Source organism: Paenibacillus sp. JGP012, assembly GCF_014203995.1.
GTDB classification, from domain to species: Bacteria; Bacillota; Bacilli; order Paenibacillales; family Paenibacillaceae; genus Paenibacillus; species Paenibacillus silvae.
Genome location: NZ_JACHKG010000043.1, coordinates 1 through 19,770, shown reverse-complemented (window position 1 = coordinate 19,770; position 19,770 = coordinate 1). Strand labels below are relative to the sequence as shown.

Sequence of the window (19,770 nt, the reverse complement as noted above, 5' to 3'; positions counted from 1 at the left end):
TGCACCAATGGGAGTATCTATAATTTGAGGGGAGTGGTGAAAGGTGAGATGGTCAACCTCTTTAAAAATGATGCTGTGTACTGTTCTTGCAACAAGTATGATCGCAGTTGGATTCGGTAGTGATGGTGGACAGGTTGCCGAAGCTGCAGCAGATCAGTACAAATTTGATTTTGGTACAGGAGGGGTAGAGAACGGATATACAGGGGTATCAGCGACAGAGGCTTACACGTCCGCGAAGGGTTACGGCTTCAATACACCGGCAAATATGAGGAATGTATCGGCGTCGGGCAGCGGTGTTCGAAGTGATGCGGTTCAATTCCTGACGTTTGGTACCAAAAGCAATAACACCTTTAACGTTGATCTGCCAAATGGTCTGTATGAAGTTAAAGTGATATTGGGTAACACCGCCAGAGCCAGTGTGGCAGCAGAGGGTGTGTACCAGATCATGAACATGACGGGCAATGGCGCAACGGATCAATTCCAGATTCCAATCACAGACGGGCAATTGAATCTGCTCGTGACTGAAGGCAAGGAAGGTACGGCATTTACGCTGAGTGCACTTGAGATTCGCAAGCTGTCCAGCCAGCCGGTCACGAATCGCACGATATACATTGGCGGGGATTCTACAGTATGCAACTATTATCCGCTGAGCAGCAGCGTCCAAGGAGGATGGGGGCAGCTGTTTCCTTCATATGTAAATAATACGACCTTCCAGGTACGTAATATGGCGACAAGCGGGCAGATTGCCAGAGGATTCCGCGATGATGGTCAGATGGAGGCTATTCTGAAATATATTAAACCGGGTGATTACTTCATTTTGCAGCTCGGCATCAATGATACGAACGCCAAAAACAATACCACTGAAGCGCAGTTCAAAGAAATTATGAGGGATATGGTGCGAAAAGCGAAGAGCAAAGGGGCAACGGTTGTTCTCTCCACCCCTCAAGGCCGAGCCACTGACTTTAATGCAGCAAATGTGCATCAGGCAGAGAATCGCTGGTATAACGCCTCTACACGTGCACTGGCACAGGAAGAAGCAGTTACACTTGTGGACTTGAATAAGCTGAGCTCAGCTTACTTCACTTCTATTGGTCCAGCGGCAACACTCGCCTTGTATATGAATGGTGACAGTCTGCACCCGAACCGACAAGGGGCAGCACAGCTGGCACGAATCGTAGCTGCGGATCTGAAGCGCCAAGGTCTAAGCGGCTTCTGATCACAGCAAAGAATGAACTAATCCTCATCATTCACTTCTAACTTTAATGAACTAACTGCCAGACCCCATTTAAATGGTATCAAAAATCCCCCAAGGATGTACCGCGGCATAAGCGGCCTGATCCTTGGGGGATTTTTTACTTTTATTTTTACTTTCACGTCTATATAAGTTGAATTATTTTTTACACATTAACGGAGAGGACAGAAAAAACCTGGAGAAGCGAAGCGTTCGCCTTTATCCCCGGATTTTCCCCTTTGGAAAAGGGAATCAAAAAAATTCGGGGATAACAGCGATCGGAAGGTTATTCTGTCATCGGAGTGTCCAGTGTAAACCTCCTAATTCAGTTTATTGGACTACTCCATCATATCCTTTGCTTCATGATTCATTTTTTTGCCTTTTAATAAAGGCTCCAGCTCATCCTGCACACTCTGCTCCCAGAGCGGCACATCGGTACGATATGCTGCCCGGCCGTTCAGATGCCCTGCCACAGGCGCGGTGATGAATACAAACAGAATACCGAGCAGCAGACGTGCACTGATATAATTGTCAAAATACCAAAAGAAGAAAAACGCGCCGCTCAGGACACAAAATACACCAAGCGTCATGCTTTTGGTGGCAGCATGTGCTCTTAAATATACATCGGGTAGGCGAAGGAGTCCGAAGGCACTGAGCGCACTAAGCAGAGCACCAAGCAGTACAAGCAGACCGATCGCTGTTTCAGCGGTTACGCTAACGATCTCCTTCATTTTTAAACACCGCCCCTCGTTCAATATACCGTGCAAATGCAACTGTGCTCAGAAAAGCGAGTATGCCAATCAGCAAAATAATATCCAGATAAGCCTGCGTCTGAAGCATCATCGACAGTACAGCAACTATCGCAATAACGTTGATTCCGATCGTATCGAGGGCAGTTATTCGGTCAGCCATGGAAGGGCCGCGAAGCACGCGGTACAAACAAGCCAGAATCGCTAGAGACAGAATGAGCAGAGAGATAAACAGCAGTGAGGATAACATTAACGCGTCACCTCCATAATTGCTTTTTCGAACGTGTTCTGAATGTCGTTTCTCATTTGCTCTTCGTCCTCGATATCCAGGGCATGGATAAAAAGCTTGCGTTGATTGCCCGAAATTTCAAGCGGCAGCGAACCCGGGGTTAACGAAATCAGCAGGCAGAGCAGAGTAACCTCCCAATCAGAGGACAGCTGGGTTCGATAGGTGAAGATACCAGGACGAATATCCAGCCTTGGTTTAATAATCTCGCGAATAACACCAATGCTTGCCCGTACAAGCTCTTTAAACAGCAGGATGATCAGCTTGAAAATGGCCCACACCCTTACAATATAGAAGCGCTGCGGGAAGAAGCGACGCATGCCTCCGATCAGGAGCAGTCCAAGCATATATCCAATGAGAAAGCCAATGCCGTTCCACGAATTATTCAGAAACATCCAGACAAAAGCAATAATGAGATTGAGTACAATCTGAAAGGCCATAGACATCTACTCCTTCAATACCGCATCAATATAAATATTGGGATGCAGCAGAATATCGCCTGCGCGGGAAGTAAGCTGGAACATGCCTTCAGCGCCCAAGCCCATGACGATGATAAATGCAAACAGAATACCGGCAGGAATCAGCAGGCCGTTCACCGCGTAAGGGCGTCTAGCCATCCCTGCAGGAGGTTCACCCCAGAATGCCTGAACGAAGATACGCAAGACGGAATACAGCATCAGCAGACTGGAGAGCACTGCTACCCCGGTCAGACCATATAATCCGGCCTCAAAGCCACCTTCGAAAAGCAGCAGCTTGCCCGGGAATCCGCTGAATGGCGGCAGCCCGGCAAGGGCAAGTGCACTGATGAAGAACATCCAGCCCAGCACCGGATAACGTTGGATCAGCCCCCCCATGTTGTCGAGCCTCGATGTGCCTGCTACCGCAATCAAGGCCCCGCCAAGCAGGAATAACAAGGTTTTGATCAGCATGTCATGCAGCATATAGAACAACAGACCCTCCAGAGCAGAACGGCTGGCAGAAGCCATGCCAAATGCAACGAATCCAACGCCGGCAACAACGTTATAGATCAAAATTTTGTTCACGTCACGATACGAGATCGCCCCGATGACACCCAGCACCATCGTTGCTCCAGCCATCCAGCCAATCAAGGCATGGAAGAAGTCGGGATCATGATAGAAGATCAACGTGAATGTGCGCACAATCGCATACAGGCCTACCTTGGTAAGCAATCCGGCAAACAGTGCTGTAACGACAGCTGGAGGCGCCGCATACGAGCCGGACAACCAGAAGAACAGAAACAATCCGGCTTTGATGCTGAATACGATCAGGAAAAGAACTGCAATTAACGTGACAACTCCGCTTTGTCCCACTTCGGCAATTCGAACCGACAAGTGAGCCATATTCAGGGTGCCTGTAATGGAATACAGGAAGCCGATCGAGGCGACAAACAGGGCAGAGGATACGATGTTAATTAATACATATTTGATCGTTTCCCGCAGCTGTCGTTCTGTGCCCCCGAGCACAATTAGTGCATAGGAGGAGATCAGCATCAATTCAAAGCTGACAAACAGATTAAATAAGTCACCTGTCAGAAACGATGCGTTTACACCTGCAATCAGGAAATGAAAGAACGGATAGAAGTGATGCTGCTCCCTTTCCTTGTTAATGCTTCGAAAAGCGTAGAAAAGACAGGCCAGCGCAATAATGGAAGCAGCGACAACCAGCAGGGCTGCAACCATATCAGCGACAAGCACAATACCGTATGGCGGCACCCAGCCGCCCATGTTCAGCGTCATCACACCCGATTGTGCAACGCGTGTAATGAGCAGGGTAGAGACAGTGGCGGTTGCCAGGAGGCCAATCACACTGACGAAACGCTGTATATTTATTTTACGGAAAAACAGCAGTGCTAGCACGCCCGAGATGAGTGGCAGCAGAATGGGCAGTACGACTAGGTTACTCATATGGTCGCCCCCTGACTTCTTCCATGTCGTCTGTTCTCAGCTTCAGATACGAACGATAGGAGAGTACAAAGAAGAAAGCAGTCAGTCCAAAATTAATAACAATCGACGTTAGAATTAACGCTTGTGGAAGCGGATCAACGTATTTCTCAGCCATTTCTCCCAGCAGCGGAGGTGCTCCGGTCTTAAGACGTGACATTGTAATCAGCAGCAGGTGCACGCCATGCGTCAGTATGGACATGCCGAGCACGATACGGAGCAGGCTCCGCGACAAGATTAGAAAGACGGCAACCGCAAACAGAATGCCCACAGCTACACACATCAATATCTCCATATCAACGATCCTCCCCGATCTGTAGAATGATAGTCATGGTGACACCCAGCACAGCGAGGTATACGCCAAGGTCAAACAGCATAGCTGTTGCAAGCTCGGTCTCACCCAGCAAAGGCAGTTCAAAATATCCGAACGTCTGACTGAGAAACGGAGCACCGAACAAAAACGAACCTGCGCCAGTGAGCAGCGCGATGCCCAGACCGATGGCGGTTAAACTCCGAAAATCAATGGGCAGCGCCTTGCGTATTGTATCTGTGCTGAAAGCGAGAGCAATAAGCACCAGCGCTGCTGCGGTCACAAGACCACCAATGAAGCCGCCCCCCGGATTATGATGTCCGGCAAAGAACAGGTGCATCGCAAACGTCAGAATAATAAATACGACGACCTTCGTTGTCGTTTGCAGCAGCACATCATTGCTCTGCAAAGGAACCGTATCCCAGGGCAATGTACTGCGCTCGCGATTTCCGTATTTTCTTGTATTATCTGCTTCGTCATCGAGCTCGGGTTCCTCATCGGTTCTCTCTTCTTTTTTGCGAAACTTGAGTCTGGCACCGAGATCCTTCGCTTCCAGATTCAGATTGATCATGGAATAGATGGACAGAGAGGCTACACCAAGAACCATAATTTCGAGCAGGGTATCATAGCCGCGGAAATCGACCAGCAGCACGTTTACGACATTTTTACCTCCCGCCGAACTGTAGGCTTCCTGCAAAAAGAATGTGGAGATGCTGTCCAGCGATACCGTTCCGCTTGCAGCGAGGGCGACAAGTGTCATCACGATGCCTACAGAGATAGCCACAATCATGTTAACAGTGAGGTAACGACGGCTTGACTTGCCGCGCTGTAATTCGGGCAGGTGGTAAAAGCAGAGCAGGAAGAGCGCAACGGACACTGTCTCCACGATCATTTGTGTCAGCGCCAGGTCGGGTGCTCGGAACAGCACAAACAGCAAGGTCACCACGTAACCGACCGCTCCCGTCATAATGACCGCTGATAAACGGTTTTTGGCAAAAGGAATCGAAACGGCGGCTGCAATCAGAGTGAGCAGCAGTACAACCTCATAGAAGGAATAGGGTGCATGCTCCTGCACATTCCAGGTAATATTTTGTCCTGAGCGGAAGAAGGCATAGACCAACAGTGCCACCGTGAATGAGAAAATATATACCAGATAGTTCCTAACCGAGCCGTTCATATAGGCTTCCGTCCATTTGCGAGCATAATGCTGTACGTTGTCCAGCACTACATGATACATGTTGTTAATCGTTAAGCCTTGCGGGTAGTGCTCATAAATATTCCTCCATCGTGGCAGCAGCTTATACAACATGACTCCGAGTACAACTACCCCGATGGTCATGAATAATTCAGGAGTCCAGCCATGCCATAGAGAGAAATGTACATCAAAGCGTTCATCCCCATTCAGAAGGGAAGGAAGAACGGCAGCCATGGCCGGTTCGATCAGTGACCCGGAGAGCAGATCTGGAAAGAGTCCAAAGCCGATAACCAGAATGCACAGAACGAATGGTGGAATCAGCAGTCCTGCAGGGGCTTCATGCAGCTTCCCGGCAGGCAGTTCGCTTCGGCTACGACCGAGGAATGTTTTGAACACGATAATCAGAGCATAGATGAGTGTAAATACACTGGCTAACCAGGCGATAACAGGGAATAGAATGCTCCAGGAGCCAAGACCGAAGATACGCAGTTCGGTTATTTGCACCATCGCTTGAAAGAACAATTCTTTACTGAGAAACCCGTTGAATGGCGGAATACCCGCCATGGCAAGCGAGCCGATGAGAGCGAGACTGAACGTAACGGGCATAAATGCCGCTAGTCCGCCGAGCTTGCGAATATCGCGTGTCCCCCTCTCATGATCCACGATGCCAACAACCATAAATAACGCGGCCTTGAACGTTCCGTGATTGAACAGGTGAAGCAGACCAGCCGTAATCGCTACAGTATACACTGCTGAAGAGTCGCCGTATCCGAAATAGAGAGCTGCAGATCCGATTCCGAAGAGGGACATAATCAGACCGAGTTGCGAGATGGTCGAATAGGCGAGAATGGCCTTGAGATCCGTCTTCTTGACGGCGAGGAATGATCCATATCCCAAAGTAAGCAGTCCGACACCTGTGACAAGCCAGAACCAGAGACCCTGTCCGCCAAAAATCGGGGTAAAACGGGCAACAACATAAAGTCCGGCCTTAACCATCGTAGCGGAGTGCAGGTACGCACTAACGGGTGTAGGAGCTTCCATCGCATCGGGCAGCCAGATATGGAATGGAAACTGTGCCGATTTGGTGAAGGCTCCGATCAGAATCAGTACAAGGGCCGGCAGGAAAAGTGGACTATCCTGAATATGCCCCCACTCGGTAATGGTGGCACGGATACTGAATGTTCCTGTCATGAGGTACATCAGCATGAATCCGGCCAGCATGGCGAAACCGCCGAAGACCGTGATCAGGAATGATTTCTGTGCGCCAGAGGTTGAAGCTTTGCGTTTGTAATGGAATGCGATTAACAGAAATGACGTAATGCTGGTGAGTTCCCAGAATCCATACAGCACGATCATATTATCTGAACATACAACGCCAAGCATGGCTCCCATAAACATTAACAGATATAGATAGAACCGCTGTAAAGCTTCTGTTCTGCTCATATAAAAAATGGAGTAGAAGACAACGAGTATGCCGATTCCGCTGATCAGCAGCGCTAAAAGTAAACTCAACCCGTCCAGATATAGATTAAAACCGATGTCTAAGGACGGAATCCAGGGGATCTGACCCGAAATGGCATGGCGTTCTGATACAGCAGAGATCTGGCTTATAAAATAAATGAATAAGGATAGCGGTACAAGCAGCACCGCCCATCCCAGATGAACGTTACGGAACAATCTGTGCAGCATGGCAAGTAAGAATCCAGCCGCAAAAGGAAAAATAACAGCAGCATGAAGCAGGCTCAACATTACACCCCCAGTGTTTATTTTCTCGTCATTCTTTGTATGTGACATTACAGGCGCAATTCTCCAAGGATATGCTTGCTCTCTATATTCATAACCCAAGTATGTATATACAGAATCGTGACTATTCTTTGAATGGAAGGAACTCGGGGTGTTTCGATGTAGTAATATATGGGCACTTATATAAAAAAAGTGGAGATGCAAGCCGATATAGTTCAAAATGAAGAGAGCGATGTCTTGCCGTTTTACAGCAAAGAGTCTGGACAGGTAAAATTGTAAGAAAGATTCATCGCAGGTGCAGGAGGACATCATGTCATTTAAACTAAGAACGGTGCTTACCGTTATTTTTGCTGCATTATCTCTGCTGGTCATCGTGACGATTGGCTCTATTTTCAGCAAAAAATCATTTGTATCCGTAGAAACAGAGATTGGACATTCCCTGGAAGGCACGGCTGCGCAGGCAGCGGACAAGCTGGACCGGTTCATGTATTCCCGCTCAGGAGAGATGAATCTTCTAGGCGATATGTCATCGTTAAATGATAAATTCAACCCGGCCGATATCCAGATTCTGCTGGATCAGCTGCAAAATAGTTTTCCCACCTTCTCCTGGGTTGGATACATGGACTCTAAAGGAAATGTACTCGCTGCTACAGATGGGGTGCTGTTAGGCAAAAATTTGTCAGAACGTCCTGTGTTTCAGGAGGGAATCAAGGGTAAGTTTATAGGGGATGTACATAATGCAGTGCTGCTTGCGAAACTGCTGCCGAATCCGTCGGGAGAGCCGCTGCAATTTGTCGATATCAGCTTTCCGCTCAAGGATACTCAGGGGAAGATTCGAGGTGTCCTGGCAGCTCATTTGAGCTGGGCGTGGGCCAAAGAAGTTGAAGAATCAGTCCTTCTTCCCCTTGAACGCGAGCAGAAGGATCTTGAATTTTTTATCGTTAGCAAAAGAGAGAATACAGTGCTGCTTGGTCCGAAAGAATGGATTGGGAAATCGTTGGTGCTGCAAGGAATTAGCCAGGCCCGATACGACAAAAGTACCTGGTCAAGTGAGAAGTGGCCGGATGGCAAGGAATACGTCACCGGACTTGCGTACAGTCAGGGATATCGGGACTACCCTGGTTTGGGCTGGACGATCATTATAAGACAGGTAAAATCTACGGCGTATGCTGCTGTAATTGACCTGATGTGGTTTAATATATGGACCGGTCTTACCGTTACGCTGTTGTTTGCACTGTTCGGCTGGTTAATCTCCAGATGGATATCTGCACCGCTGGGCCGCCTGACAAGAGTGGCCAATCGGCTGGGTGCAGGGGAACGTAGTGAAATTCCCGACAATAAAGGAATCAAAGAGATTGAGGATCTGTCTCGTTCTTTGCGCAACATGGTATCTTCGATCATGGATAAAGACACGGAACTTGTCGTAATGCAAAATCTGGCTCATGTTGACCAGTTGACCGGATTAAAAAATCGAACAGCCCTTGAGTTGTACCTTGAGGACTCGCTCGAAATGGAAAGCGAAAATCATACACTGACCTTCCTGTATCTGGATCTGGACGGTTTCAAAAGTGTCAATGATACGCTCGGACATCAGTCTGGTGATGTACTGCTCCAAAAGGTAGCTCAGCGGCTAACTGCTTTAAGTCACGAGCAGGGCATCACCGTCAGGCTCGGGGGTGACGAATTCCTGATTGTGCTTCGCTCTGTTGGAGATTTTCCTAGAGAAGAAGCGACTCAATATGCTCAGGATATTATCCAGAGTTTGAATAAACCTTTTATCATTGATTACGAACGAGTGCACATCGGCTGCAGCATTGGAGGCGCCGAGTATCCGACGAATAGTACGAATCCAAGTGAAATTATTCGTATGGCAGACGAAGCATTATATCTTTCCAAGCGTGCGGGTAAGAACAGAGTAACTTTTTATTCCGAGTTGGATCAGGGGCGGTAGTATATACTAAGTATATTGAGGGGAGGGAAAGAACTTTGTCTGGAAAATATACCAATGTGCCGTATGGCTTTGAACCTGCAGCTCCGACTCGTAAAGGAACACTGGTATTCTATGACTCGTTCCAGCATGTAACGGATGAGCAGCTCGAACGAGCGGCAACCATTCTGGATACACGAGCATTTAAACAATTAGTGCTTTATCCGCTGCATGAGAGCACGGTAAAGCGGATGAGCCGGGATGCGGTGCAGTCCTTTTACCAGAGAGAGGATCGTCTTCATGAATGGCGGCGCGATCACTCGTCATTGCCCATTCGGGTAGAAGGATTGGAAGGGAAACGAAAGAAGTATACACCTATTGACTCAGCGCTGAGGCATATCCAAACAGAGTACGCGGCTCCTCTGTTTCTATATATGACGGTTGAGATGGCAAATCTATGGGCATCCTTTGACTCGTTCACAGAGTGGATCAAGCAGGTACGTTTAATTGTTGATGGTCAGCCTGGAGATATGCATCCCAAGCTGGAACAGTATCGACATCGCTGGGAGTGGGCAGTCTGACGCAGTCAACTCACTTGGCTTGGGGCAGCTAGGAAGAAGTGAAATAACGAAAAAAGTTGTGCGGTGTACCATGCTTGTCAACGGTACACAACACAACTTTTTTGTACATATTGACGGTGTGTCAGGCTGGAATCAGCGACGTCACCGTTTTATTTTTTCCTGTACGTTTGGCAGCATACAGACAGGCATCCACTTCTTCAAACAATTTGTCTTTACTCAGATTGAGATTGTATCCTTTCAGTCCGATGCTGACGGTAATTGCAGCTCCCTCAAGTTCAAAATGACCCATAAGTGAAATTTTCTGTCTGATCTGCTCCACCAAATTATAGGCCTGTTCAAAAGACTGCTCTAACATTAACAAGGCAAACTCCTCGCCACCATACCGCGCTGCAATGTCACTTGCTGTGATGCTCTCCTGAATGATTCGGGATACTTTCTCCAAAATGATATCCCCCACCCGATGTCCATAGGTATCATTGATTAATTTGAAATTATCGATATCAATCAGGGCCAGATGCAGGCTCATGCCACTATTGGCATATTCAAATGCTTTTTCATAAAAGTCTTTAAACGAGCTTTGGTTGTACAGGTTAGTTAACCCGTCTGTTTTGGACTGCTTCGCAATGATGGCATTTCGCACGATAAGTTCCTGTTTGGCTTCCATACTCTGCTGCAAATCCTCCAGCACTTCGACGCCGCTGGTCACAATGATTTGTGCAACATAAGTAGCTATAATCAGAAACGCAGGAATAGACACCATGTCGAACGAACTTAAATATGCGCGGTAGGCCGGATCGAACAGAAGAAGAGCGTAACCGGCTATTTGCAAAGAGAAGACGAACCAGACCCGTTTGCTATTAAAGAACAACACAGAAGCAAAGACAGGCAGCAGACATATGGCGAGCATAATTCTTATATCGTAATTGACATGAATAAGAGTCCAAGCGATTACTGTACTGGTGACAGACATCGTTGTGAACGAGCAGGAAGGAAACCTTTGATTTACATAACTGGAGAGCAAAATACAAACAATGCTGATCGCGGTAGGCCAAAACAGGACGTTTACTATAAAATCCGGGAGGGCAAGGTCATATTTTAGAAAAAGATAACAACCAACCTGAATTAAAAAGTGAACAATGACAACAACCCAATAGGCATGAAGCATTTTGCGTATCCATTTGGAATGCTTGCTCTCATACTCTGTCGGGATCTGACTGTTATGTGCTGATGAACTGTTCATATATCACCGCTGACTGCATAGAAATGATACGACAGATGACTCTCGTATAAGTAGATTATAAGATACAATCGTCAAAACGCAAGCGATTTTATTTAAACCATGACAAGAAACCTTACATAAATATCCAAATGAAATACCAACTTTCGGGAAATGGACATACACGTTAAGGTGAATGCTTGATTAAATGAGTAAGGCATTACACAAACGTAAATGAATGGTATACTAGCTGAATATGCACTCGGCAATCAACCGTGGAATCGGGACGTCGGAGTAAAGGAGGCAGCCGCATTGGCCAAAGCAAAAGTTGCAAAAAGACCCACACGGGATGAGTTTGAATTGGAAGAGCTGGGAAATCAGCTGGTAGAAGCTTTTCATGAACGTTCTGAGGTGCTGTTAACGGTCTGGGGCAAGGAGGAGCAGGTGCAGGGTATTATTGTAAAAATGGATTCCCGTACCCGGCTCGTTCATGTGGAGCATACGGAAGAGGAGTTCACGGCGAAAGTACCTTTTATGGATATTATGCAGGTCCAGTCGCCACGATATTAATTCAAAAAGAAGAAAACAGCATTTGAATAACAGGGCATTCGCCCTGTCAAAGTGCTCTTCTCTGCATAAGATAACCCATACCTGTTGCAGAGGAGGTACAGTCAATGAGCGAAGTTGTAGGTGGAGAAACAAGAGGTTACGGCTACGGTGGTTTTACTTCTGTAGGCGCGATTCTGGTTCTGTTCATCCTGTTGGTTATCATCTCCAAAGCGTTCTTGGTATAATGATCGCAACCCACGGTCGAAAGAAGCTCTACCGTCACGGTAGAGCTTTTTTTATTTCATTTAGACGGAATACACTTCTTTAATATGCATTTGACGAATATTGTAGAATTTCGGATGCAAGCACCTTTCACGTTATGGTAAAATAAAACTATTCCAATGAAAAGAAAGAGGTGCTCCATCATGAGTCAAGAACTGACTGCGTCGTTAAACGAGCAGATGAACTTTGAATTTTATTCCGCTCATGTATATATGGCGATGGCCGCATATTGTTCCAGCAAAAGCCTTGACGGGTTTGCGAACTTTTTCCTTGTGCAAGCGGAGGAGGAACGTTTCCATGGTATGAAAATCTACAAATTCCTGAACGATCGCGGACACCGTGCTACACTTGCAGCGATGCCTGAACCAAAGAACGAATACAGCTCGATGCTGGATGTATTTGAGCATGGTTATGCCCATGAACAGCAAAACACCAAAAAATTCTATGCGCTCGCGGATATCGCGCTGAATGAGCGTGAACACGCTACGATGTATTTCCTCAAATGGTTCATCGATGAGCAGGTAGAAGAGGAAGCTTTGTTTGATAACATCATTCAGAAGCTGCGCCGTATTGAAAATGACAGCAACGCCTTCTACATGTTAGATGCGGAGTTCGCCAAACGTTCATTCACAGCTCCTGCGGAATAAGGCTGTTCTGATACATACTGTGACATTGTGCGGAAGAGAGCTTGCATGCGTGCAAGCTTTTTTGCTGTGTTTGTAAAATAGAAAGAAGCCGAGTCTATCAAATTGCTCAAATAGGGTAATAAACAATATGTCACAATGGATCTATCTTATGATCTACTCTTACGGGCATTTGTCAACGATTAAAATCTATCAAAATCGTTTTAATTTTTATGTTTATCTGACAAAAGTGTAACTCTACCGTAGCCTTTGGAGCGAGAAGAGTATGGAGAATCTCTGATACTATTAGCATTAATCGCCATGGGATACGAGTACGAATGATCACACACCCGGGGAAAAACACACACAAGGGAGACGTTTCATTATGCTACATATTCGTAAAACACTAACAACTACACTTGCTATTCTACTATTGTTTCCGTTGTTGTTCCTGCCGCTGTCTGCTACGGCAACAGCAGCATCTGCTGATAAGGCTGCAAGTAAAGCCAATGCCAAAATCATCTATCTGACATTCGATGATGGTCCTACAGCTCATACGGGTAAGCTTCTCGACATTTTGGATCAATACAAAGTGAAGGCTACATTTTTCATGCTTGGGCCTCATATGGAACAATATCAGCAAGCGACCAAGCGAATTGTAAAAGAAGGTCATGGACTTGGGCTGCATGGTGTGACCCATGTTCCGGGGAAATTTTACAAATCAGCTTACAGCGGATTGAAGGAAATGCAGCAAGCGAATGAAAGCCTGAACAAGGTTGCCGGAGTTAAAACGAGTCTGATTCGCACACCTTATGGCAGTAAGCCATATCTTAAACCTGCATATCGGAATGTGCTGCTGGGGCAGGGAGGGTTCCATCTCTGGGATTGGAATGTAGATTCACTGGACTGGAAATACAAGAAGGATCATCAGAAGGTATACAATAACGTGATGCAGCAGGTGCACAATGTGAAAAAGCAGGGCACCACACCGGTTGTGCTGATGCATGATCAGGAAGCAACACTGAAAGTATTGCCTCAAGTGCTGAAAGCACTGAAGGCTGAAGGATATCAATTTGAAATATTAACGAAGAACGTACAGCCGGTCAATTTCTGGAATGACAAGCGTTAAGTGAACAAACGAGAATCAACGTCAGAGCTGATCAAGCTTACCTGAGGAGGTATACATCATGAAAAAACAAAATCTCTGGATGACCATTCCGGTGGCAACAGCCGTTTTACTGGCTCTCACAGGCTGCGCTGGCGAACAATCGAACCAGGCATCCACAGGCAGCACCTCTGCTTCCACATCTGGAGAGCAGACTCAGACGAGTAGCGGAAGCAATGCTGCTTCGAATAGTGGAACTGGAGCAGCAACGGGCACGACGAACACTAATCCATCCAATAGTGCCAATGCAGGTACAGGAAACGAAGGCTCGGCTGTCTCCAATGGCAGCAAGTCTCCGTCAAAATTGTCAGATGTTAATGATGTTGTGAAGGCGCTTCACAGTGAGCTGAAGCTGCAACATGTGAAACTTCCGACTTCATTTCCGCTGAATAAAGGTCAATATTTGGGTGCAAACATCACAACTAATCGTTCCGATGCTTTACAGGTGAACTTCTACAAGACAGCTGAACCAGTGGCTTTAAATGACACATCGTTAACGGCATCAGACAGCAAAGCGTCCTGGCTTGCCGGTTATGAGGTGAAACCCTCTGATAGTCTGAATCAAACTGAACTTTTTCCAGAAACAGATCTGAAAAACATTCCTGACGATATGGCCGTAGACTTGGGACATGGCATTAAAGGATTGGCAGAAGGAGCAGCTGGCAGTCAATATCTGACTTGGCAGGAGGGGCGCTGGACACTGCAGATTCACTCTGTCTCCGAGGATCAGATGAACAATCCGGCGATTGCCAAGAAAATCGTGCAATATCTGGAATCCCATAGGCTTCCTGCGCCCAAAGACAAAGGATTTGTCCAGGTGAACTATGCAAGTGGAGGTAAAACTGTTCAGGTGACGATCTCGTGGCAGGATGGCAAGCAGACTCATCAGTTAAAAACCAGTCAGGTGCCTCTCGATGCCCTTGATATGGTGGTATCCGTCAAATAAAGGATGAATATATGGATTAAATCAGTCCATAAACGTGATTCGTCGGATGATGACATATCACCAAAAAAGCTTGGTATAGGGAAAGGCTCCTGTACCAAGCTTTTGTTATTCTTTCTGAACTAAGTTCAGATATATTACGTTTACTTGAACCAGCCCTTTTCCTTGGAGCGAGTAATGGCTTCAATGCGGTTGCTTGCGTTTAACTTGTTGAGAATGATGGAAATGTAATTCCTAACAGTTCCCGTCGTGATAAACAGATGACCGGCAATTTCCTTGGTGTTTTTTCCATCAGCCATCAGGCCAAGTACGGCATGCTCACGTTCAGTGAGCGGATTTTCCTCGACATAAGCCTCATCCACCAGATCGGGTGCGAAAATACGTCTGCCGTTCATCACTTGCCGGATCGCCTCGGTGAGCTCTTCAATTGGACTATCCTTGAGCAGGTAACCTCGTACGCCGCCTTTAAGCGCTCGCTCGAAATATCCGGTTCTGGCAAACGTAGTGAGGATAATGACTTTACAGTTCATGCCTTTCAGTTCTTCTGCTACTTCGAGCCCACTCTTGACGGGCATTTCTATATCCATCACACAGATGTCCGGTGCATGCTGCTTCACAAGTTCAAGCGCCTCCTGACCATTGCTGGCTTGTCCAACAACCTCCATATCATCCTCCAGATTAAGCAGGGAAGATAACGCACCAAGCATCATGCGCTGATCTTCAGCAATGACGATTCTGATCATTCTTCATCCTCCTTCATAGGTTTGCGAACCAGCTTGGGCACATGAATGATAATTGCTGTGCCTTGTCGTTCAGAGCCTGTCTGAATGTCTATGCAGCCATTCACAAATTCAAGTCGTTCCTTCATTCCGAGGATACCGGTTCCCCGGCGATCCTGCTTGCGTGTACGCTCGATGCCAAGTCCGTTATCCTCCACTGTTAATACGTTATGTGAGGGTGTTTCTTCTATTGTAATGGTACATACCGATGCCTGACTATGTTTGACAACGTTTGTCACCGCTTCTTTCAGACACATGCCGAGCACATTTTCATTCAGCTGCGAGGTGTCCTGTAACTTCGGGCTGCCGTGTAAAATAAATTGAATAGATGCAGCCTTCAAAATTTGCTCTGCCCGAAACAGCTCATCCACAAGCTGCGTTCCACGCATCGTTGTTACCATATCACGCACTTCCTTGAGGGCGGTAGTGGCCGTTTGTCTCAGCTCGTTTAATTCGATGATCGCCTGATCCGGATTTTTCCGAATTAATCGTTTCGCCAGATCGGTTTTGAGACCGATCAGCGAGAGCTTCTGACCGAGCGTATCATGCAAATCACGTGCAATGCGCTGCCGCTCCTCCATTTTCACCAGATCATCCAATCGTTTGTTGGCACTTTCCAGCTCTCCCTCCAGCTGCTCACGCTTGTTTTTGTTATACGTGCTGATCGGGAGCAGAATGGACGCCATCAGACTGATGAACACAAAAGGAAACTGACCAAGCAGCAGGGAGCTTTGATTGATAAAGCCATAGTTGACCGTCAGGAAGCTTGCGCCGAGATTTACTGAATAGAGGGTGAAAAATCCGGCTTTATTTTTAATATTGCCAATAAAAAAAGCAAGAAACAATGAGAAGTAAGCATAGTCATATGCAATTGTCATCGTAATAGATATTGCAATTAGCAGTCCAATCCACATGTAGACCTGCCATCCTTTGGTGATAAAGGCAAGCAGATAACACACAAAAAAGACAAGGATAATAATAATGCCGGTGACCATCGTCCACACCTTGGAATATTGAGAGATGTAATAGAAGGGCAGGATGAAAAAGACGAGCCACACGTACGGATTCAAGCCTGTATTTTTATAAAAAACCTGTGACCATTTCTGGATATGATTCTCCTCCTTGCAGCAACAGCTTATTCAACTTTAGCCTGACTGTAGCATGACTGCCGACTGAATACAAGAAAACGAATCCGGCAGAGTGATTACTTCTCTGTCAGACCCGTTTGTCTGGTTACTCGGATATGGCTCTGCCTACATAGTTTTTGCGTGACTTTCGTTTCAGCTCACGGAAGCTGATAAATTGTTTGGTCTGTTCATCCCACAGACGGAAACGGAGAGCCACCAGGCTGGAGCGAAGTGTAATTGTGGTTGCCTTTTGCAAAGGAGGGGTGGCGTTATGAGCTTCCTCCAGATAATAATTCGGAACTCGCGGGCTCAAGTGATGCACATGATGGAATCCGATGTTACCACTGATCCATTGCAGCAGCTTAGGAAGCTTGTAATAGGAGCTGCCTTCCACAGCAGCTTTGACGTAACTCCATTCGTCTTCGTGTTCGAAATATGTCTCTTCAAACTGGTGCTGTACATAGAACAGCCAGATGCCGAAGAAACCGGAGAAGAAAAATACGGGAGCCTGCACCATAACGAAGGCCTGCCAGCCAATCAGCCAGCACATGAAGCTGTACAGTGCAACAATCAAAACGGTCGTTACATGGGTATTGATTCGTTCTTTGCGTCTGGCTGCTTTGCGATTGAAACGGTAGGCAAGCAGAAACACATAGATAGGTCCGATGCCAAACATGATAACGGGATTCCGGTATACCCGGTAGAAGAGACGCATCCACGGCGTAGCAGCCTTGTATTCGTCCACTGTCATTACCCAGATATCACCTACACCGCGTTTGTCGAGATTGCCGCTGGTTGCATGGTGAATGGCATGCTCGTTTTTCCATTGCTGGTAGGGAGTCAGTGTTAATACTCCAGTGATCGTACCCAGGATATCGTTGGCCCGTTTGCTTTTGAAGAATGAGCCATGACAGCAGTCATGGAAAATAATAAACGTGCGCAGGACAAACCCCGATGCCACCAGTGCGATAGGAAAGGTAAGCCAGTACGAGATGGATAAGCTGTAATAAGCAGCGGCCCACAGTAAAAAGAGGGGAAGCAATGTATTGATTAATTGTCGGATACTAAGTTTGAGATCATTTTTTTCAAAAGGGGTCACTTCTTTTTTCAGCGCCATTTCTTTGCTTCTGCTCATGCATGTTCCTCCTTATTGGATACAACCGTAGTTCGCTGTATCAGGCGATTCCCTTTGTGTATCCTGTTGGGAAGCGTTTTTATCATTGTAAAAGAATGCGTCTATGACAGTAAGTCATAAATGTCAGCCTGCTGTAATGATAAATATCAAGAATGGACCATGACATTTGTCATGGTTCACGGTACAAAAGCAGGGGATACAGCATGGTGAAAGGATGACGTTTTCATATTTCCTTTGCACAATTTACGCAACAATTTGTATTTTGTATACAAATTTTGCCGAGAGCATGGTAAAATCAATCCTTGAGTGCATGACATTATAGGCAGGATCAGATGAGATAAGATTCAGGCCGGGTGATGTGTGATGAGATATGATTTAGGTTGAGTTATGTATGATGAAGTATGATTCCAGACCTGGTTATGTATGATGAAGATTCAGGTTGTAAATCAGTTAAGTGAAGTGAATCGGTATGTGAAGCATCAGATACGATGAGAGAAAAAGTACATTTTGCATGGATTGGATGGAGCGCTTAAATGAAAAGAAGAATTACGGATATTTTATTTCTTATGGCGGGTGCATTTTTGTTTGCGCTTGCGGTCAATCTGTTTGTCATCCCTAACGATCTCGCAGAGGGCGGCGTAACAGGCATTACGATCATTCTGTATTATCTGTTTCATTGGTCACCAGGGCTGATGAACCTGATTCTTAACGGTATTTTATTACTTGTAGGTTATAAGTTTCTGGATAAAACAACGACGGTTTACACCATTATCGCGGTTGTTTTTAACTCTTTGTTCCTGCATTTGACAGAAGACTGGAGCATTGCTTCGAATGAGCTGTGGGTGAACACCATTTTTGCGGGTGTCTTTGCGGGTCTCGGGATCGGTTTGATCGTCAAAGTGGGCGGCACAACAGCGGGAACAGTCATTCTGGCACGGCTGGCAAACAAATATCTGGACTGGAGCATCAGCTACGGCTTGCTGTTCTTTGATCTGATTGTGGCGTTCTCCTCATACTTCATTATTGGGCCGCAAGGTTTGATGTGCACGATCGTGCTGCTGTTTGTCGGAACCAAAACGATGGAGTTTATTATTGAAGGACTCAATCCGAAAAAAGCAGTAATGATTATCTCCTCCAAGCAGGATGAAATTGCGAAGCAGGTCATTGAAAAAATGGATCGCGGCGTTACGGTTCTGTCCGGTCACGGTTATTATACGAAGAATCCAAAGGAGATTCTGTATATTGTCATCAGTAAACAAGAGGTTCCGATGCTCAAAAAAATTGTGCGGGCCGAAGATGAGATTGCCTTCATTACCATTCATGATGTACGTGACGTATTCGGAGAAGGCTTTATTGAACTTTCGAAGTCCTAGGTGAACGAATTGGGAAGCTGATGCCAGTTTTATAGGAAGGATTTAAAATGCTATAAAAGTGTGTGAATAAAAGAGATGCAGGGCGGGACAGAGAACGATTCTGTTTCGTCCTTTTTTGCGTGGAGTAAATTTTGCGGAGAAATGAGGTTATGGAGAGCGTGGAGGAAGGACCTGCAGAGGGGCGGGCTCATTTGGCTGCGTACTGTGGTGAGCTGTGTGTTTGTACGCTAACGAATCGTAGAGAGCTTATTTAGGTGTTTTTGAGCGCTCAGCAATTCTAACGAATCACAGAGACGTTATATGGCTGATTTTGCACCGATGGAGGCCATTTTTTCGGTTTTTCCCTATAATAAGCCTCCTGTGAATCGTTAGAATTCGGATAACCTGTTTTGAGGGTCAATAAGGCTTCTGGGAATCGTTAGCCTTGCAGGCGGGAAGAAGCGGAGCTAAAAGCTTTCGGAAAGAAAGCTGCATGTGTCAACTCTTGCGTTCGTATATGCGTTCAACTTATATACTGTACTTGCCAAAAACTGCTTCCAATTTATTTACAGTAGAATAACAAAGTTTAGGCTAATCGTAGTTGCTGCTGGACCCA

19 protein-coding genes are annotated in these 19,770 nt (G+C 46.3%); 9 read left to right on the top strand and 10 right to left on the bottom strand.

Going from position 1 to position 19,770, the window contains the following annotated elements; all coding sequences use genetic code 11:
* The first annotated feature begins 97 nt into the window (after nucleotides 1–97).
* Nucleotides 98–1,216 carry a rhamnogalacturonan acetylesterase gene (locus HNR77_RS27760; RefSeq protein ID WP_260410962.1) on the top strand — a complete coding sequence of 373 codons (1,119 nt, stop codon included), beginning with the start codon at nucleotides 98–100 and terminating at the stop codon, nucleotides 1,214–1,216.
* 353 nt (nucleotides 1,217–1,569) lie between these two features.
* Here the strand turns inward: HNR77_RS27760 and mnhG are convergent, their stop codons facing one another.
* From mnhG to HNR77_RS27730, 6 genes are read right to left on the bottom strand one after another with little or no spacing between them, the layout of a single operon-like run.
* On the bottom strand, nucleotides 1,570–1,962 hold the full coding sequence (mnhG, locus tag HNR77_RS27755; protein ID WP_184191043.1) for a monovalent cation/H(+) antiporter subunit G: 393 nt from the start codon (nucleotides 1,960–1,962) through the stop codon (nucleotides 1,570–1,572).
* Nucleotides 1,946–2,230 (bottom strand): Na(+)/H(+) antiporter subunit F1, encoded by a 285-nt coding sequence (locus HNR77_RS27750; RefSeq protein ID WP_110896037.1) that lies wholly within the window; start codon nucleotides 2,228–2,230, stop codon nucleotides 1,946–1,948. The genes mnhG and HNR77_RS27750 overlap by 17 nt, the downstream gene beginning before the upstream one ends.
* The gene (locus HNR77_RS27745) at nucleotides 2,230–2,706 is read right to left on the bottom strand and encodes a Na+/H+ antiporter subunit E (RefSeq protein WP_184191041.1); all 477 of its coding nucleotides are present in this window, start codon (nucleotides 2,704–2,706) and stop codon (nucleotides 2,230–2,232) included. Before HNR77_RS27745 ends, HNR77_RS27750 begins: the two co-directional genes overlap by 1 nt.
* A gap of 6 nt (nucleotides 2,707–2,712) precedes the next feature.
* Nucleotides 2,713–4,191, bottom strand: coding sequence for a Na+/H+ antiporter subunit D (locus tag HNR77_RS27740; RefSeq protein WP_184191039.1), 1,479 nt, complete (start codon nucleotides 4,189–4,191; stop codon nucleotides 2,713–2,715).
* Nucleotides 4,184–4,522 carry a Na(+)/H(+) antiporter subunit C gene (locus HNR77_RS27735; RefSeq protein ID WP_090920602.1) on the bottom strand — a complete coding sequence of 113 codons (339 nt, stop codon included), beginning with the start codon at nucleotides 4,520–4,522 and terminating at the stop codon, nucleotides 4,184–4,186. Before HNR77_RS27735 ends, HNR77_RS27740 begins: the two co-directional genes overlap by 8 nt.
* Nucleotide 4,523: 1 nt before the next feature.
* Entirely contained in the window at nucleotides 4,524–7,478 is a 2,955-nt protein-coding gene (locus tag HNR77_RS27730) for a Na+/H+ antiporter subunit A (protein WP_184191037.1), read from the bottom strand.
* Nucleotides 7,479–7,785: 307 nt separating this feature from the next.
* Here HNR77_RS27730 and HNR77_RS27725 point away from each other — a divergent pair, with 307 nt between their 5' ends.
* A complete protein-coding gene (locus tag HNR77_RS27725; protein WP_184191035.1) occupies nucleotides 7,786–9,426 on the top strand; it encodes a sensor domain-containing diguanylate cyclase in 1,641 nt (546 codons plus the stop codon).
* A 35-nt stretch (nucleotides 9,427–9,461) separates the two neighbouring features.
* Nucleotides 9,462–9,983, top strand: a complete 522-nt coding sequence (locus tag HNR77_RS27720; protein WP_184191033.1) for a hypothetical protein — start codon at nucleotides 9,462–9,464, stop codon at nucleotides 9,981–9,983.
* A gap of 121 nt (nucleotides 9,984–10,104) precedes the next feature.
* On the opposite strand, the gene HNR77_RS27715 is transcribed toward HNR77_RS27720, so the two are convergent.
* Nucleotides 10,105–11,223, bottom strand: a complete 1,119-nt coding sequence (locus tag HNR77_RS27715; RefSeq protein ID WP_260410956.1) for a GGDEF domain-containing protein — start codon at nucleotides 11,221–11,223, stop codon at nucleotides 10,105–10,107.
* Nucleotides 11,224–11,511: 288 nt separating this feature from the next.
* On the opposite strand from HNR77_RS27715, the gene HNR77_RS27710 reads away from it, so the two are divergent.
* From HNR77_RS27710 to HNR77_RS27690, 5 genes are all read left to right on the top strand, one after another.
* Nucleotides 11,512–11,769 carry a YolD-like family protein gene (locus HNR77_RS27710; protein WP_090920584.1) on the top strand — a complete coding sequence of 86 codons (258 nt, stop codon included), beginning with the start codon at nucleotides 11,512–11,514 and terminating at the stop codon, nucleotides 11,767–11,769.
* Nucleotides 11,770–11,873: 104 nt separating this feature from the next.
* Nucleotides 11,874–11,993, top strand: coding sequence for a dihydroorotate dehydrogenase (locus HNR77_RS27705; RefSeq protein WP_111272660.1), 120 nt, complete (start codon nucleotides 11,874–11,876; stop codon nucleotides 11,991–11,993).
* 180 nt (nucleotides 11,994–12,173) lie between these two features.
* The gene (locus tag HNR77_RS27700; RefSeq protein ID WP_110896046.1) at nucleotides 12,174–12,677 is read left to right on the top strand and encodes a ferritin; all 504 of its coding nucleotides are present in this window, start codon (nucleotides 12,174–12,176) and stop codon (nucleotides 12,675–12,677) included.
* 361 nt (nucleotides 12,678–13,038) lie between these two features.
* Nucleotides 13,039–13,782 carry a polysaccharide deacetylase family protein gene (locus HNR77_RS27695; protein WP_184191032.1) on the top strand — a complete coding sequence of 248 codons (744 nt, stop codon included), beginning with the start codon at nucleotides 13,039–13,041 and terminating at the stop codon, nucleotides 13,780–13,782.
* A gap of 58 nt (nucleotides 13,783–13,840) precedes the next feature.
* Nucleotides 13,841–14,764 carry a hypothetical protein gene (locus HNR77_RS27690; RefSeq protein ID WP_184191030.1) on the top strand — a complete coding sequence of 308 codons (924 nt, stop codon included), beginning with the start codon at nucleotides 13,841–13,843 and terminating at the stop codon, nucleotides 14,762–14,764.
* A gap of 140 nt (nucleotides 14,765–14,904) precedes the next feature.
* Here HNR77_RS27690 and HNR77_RS27685 read toward each other — a convergent pair whose 3' ends face one another.
* From HNR77_RS27685 to desA, 3 genes are all read right to left on the bottom strand, one after another.
* Nucleotides 14,905–15,504 carry a response regulator transcription factor gene (locus tag HNR77_RS27685; RefSeq protein WP_184191028.1) on the bottom strand — a complete coding sequence of 200 codons (600 nt, stop codon included), beginning with the start codon at nucleotides 15,502–15,504 and terminating at the stop codon, nucleotides 14,905–14,907.
* The gene (locus HNR77_RS27680) at nucleotides 15,501–16,649 is read right to left on the bottom strand and encodes a sensor histidine kinase (protein WP_184191077.1); all 1,149 of its coding nucleotides are present in this window, start codon (nucleotides 16,647–16,649) and stop codon (nucleotides 15,501–15,503) included. The genes HNR77_RS27685 and HNR77_RS27680 overlap by 4 nt, the downstream gene beginning before the upstream one ends.
* A gap of 124 nt (nucleotides 16,650–16,773) precedes the next feature.
* Nucleotides 16,774–17,802, bottom strand: coding sequence for a Delta(5) desaturase DesA (desA, locus tag HNR77_RS27675; RefSeq protein WP_184191026.1), 1,029 nt, complete (start codon nucleotides 17,800–17,802; stop codon nucleotides 16,774–16,776).
* Nucleotides 17,803–18,335: 533 nt separating this feature from the next.
* Between desA and HNR77_RS27670 the strand changes: the two genes are divergently transcribed.
* Nucleotides 18,336–19,175, top strand: a complete 840-nt coding sequence (locus tag HNR77_RS27670; protein ID WP_111272666.1) for a YitT family protein — start codon at nucleotides 18,336–18,338, stop codon at nucleotides 19,173–19,175.
* Nucleotides 19,176–19,770 lie beyond the last annotated feature (595 nt).

What these genes read in the sequence shown, in the direction of transcription:
- HNR77_RS27695 (WP_184191032.1), top strand. Translation starts at nt 13,039, where the DNA reads ATGCTACATATTCGTAAAACACTAACAACTACACTTGCTATTCTACTA.
- HNR77_RS27745 (WP_184191041.1), bottom strand. Translation starts at nt 2,706, where the DNA reads ATGGCCTTTCAGATTGTACTCAATCTCATTATTGCTTTTGTCTGGATG.
- HNR77_RS27685 (WP_184191028.1), bottom strand. Translation starts at nt 15,504, where the DNA reads ATGATCAGAATCGTCATTGCTGAAGATCAGCGCATGATGCTTGGTGCG.
- HNR77_RS27715 (WP_260410956.1), bottom strand. Translation starts at nt 11,223, where the DNA reads ATGAACAGTTCATCAGCACATAACAGTCAGATCCCGACAGAGTATGAG.
- HNR77_RS27740 (WP_184191039.1), bottom strand. Translation starts at nt 4,191, where the DNA reads ATGAGTAACCTAGTCGTACTGCCCATTCTGCTGCCACTCATCTCGGGC.
- HNR77_RS27760 (WP_260410962.1), top strand. Translation starts at nt 98, where the DNA reads ATGATCGCAGTTGGATTCGGTAGTGATGGTGGACAGGTTGCCGAAGCT.
- HNR77_RS27700 (WP_110896046.1), top strand. Translation starts at nt 12,174, where the DNA reads ATGAGTCAAGAACTGACTGCGTCGTTAAACGAGCAGATGAACTTTGAA.
- HNR77_RS27705 (WP_111272660.1), top strand. Translation starts at nt 11,874, where the DNA reads ATGAGCGAAGTTGTAGGTGGAGAAACAAGAGGTTACGGCTACGGTGGT.
- desA (WP_184191026.1), bottom strand. Translation starts at nt 17,802, where the DNA reads ATGAGCAGAAGCAAAGAAATGGCGCTGAAAAAAGAAGTGACCCCTTTT.
- mnhG (WP_184191043.1), bottom strand. Translation starts at nt 1,962, where the DNA reads ATGAAGGAGATCGTTAGCGTAACCGCTGAAACAGCGATCGGTCTGCTT.
- HNR77_RS27750 (WP_110896037.1), bottom strand. Translation starts at nt 2,230, where the DNA reads ATGTTATCCTCACTGCTGTTTATCTCTCTGCTCATTCTGTCTCTAGCG.
- HNR77_RS27670 (WP_111272666.1), top strand. Translation starts at nt 18,336, where the DNA reads ATGAAAAGAAGAATTACGGATATTTTATTTCTTATGGCGGGTGCATTT.
- HNR77_RS27690 (WP_184191030.1), top strand. Translation starts at nt 13,841, where the DNA reads ATGAAAAAACAAAATCTCTGGATGACCATTCCGGTGGCAACAGCCGTT.
- HNR77_RS27735 (WP_090920602.1), bottom strand. Translation starts at nt 4,522, where the DNA reads ATGGAGATATTGATGTGTGTAGCTGTGGGCATTCTGTTTGCGGTTGCC.
- HNR77_RS27725 (WP_184191035.1), top strand. Translation starts at nt 7,786, where the DNA reads ATGTCATTTAAACTAAGAACGGTGCTTACCGTTATTTTTGCTGCATTA.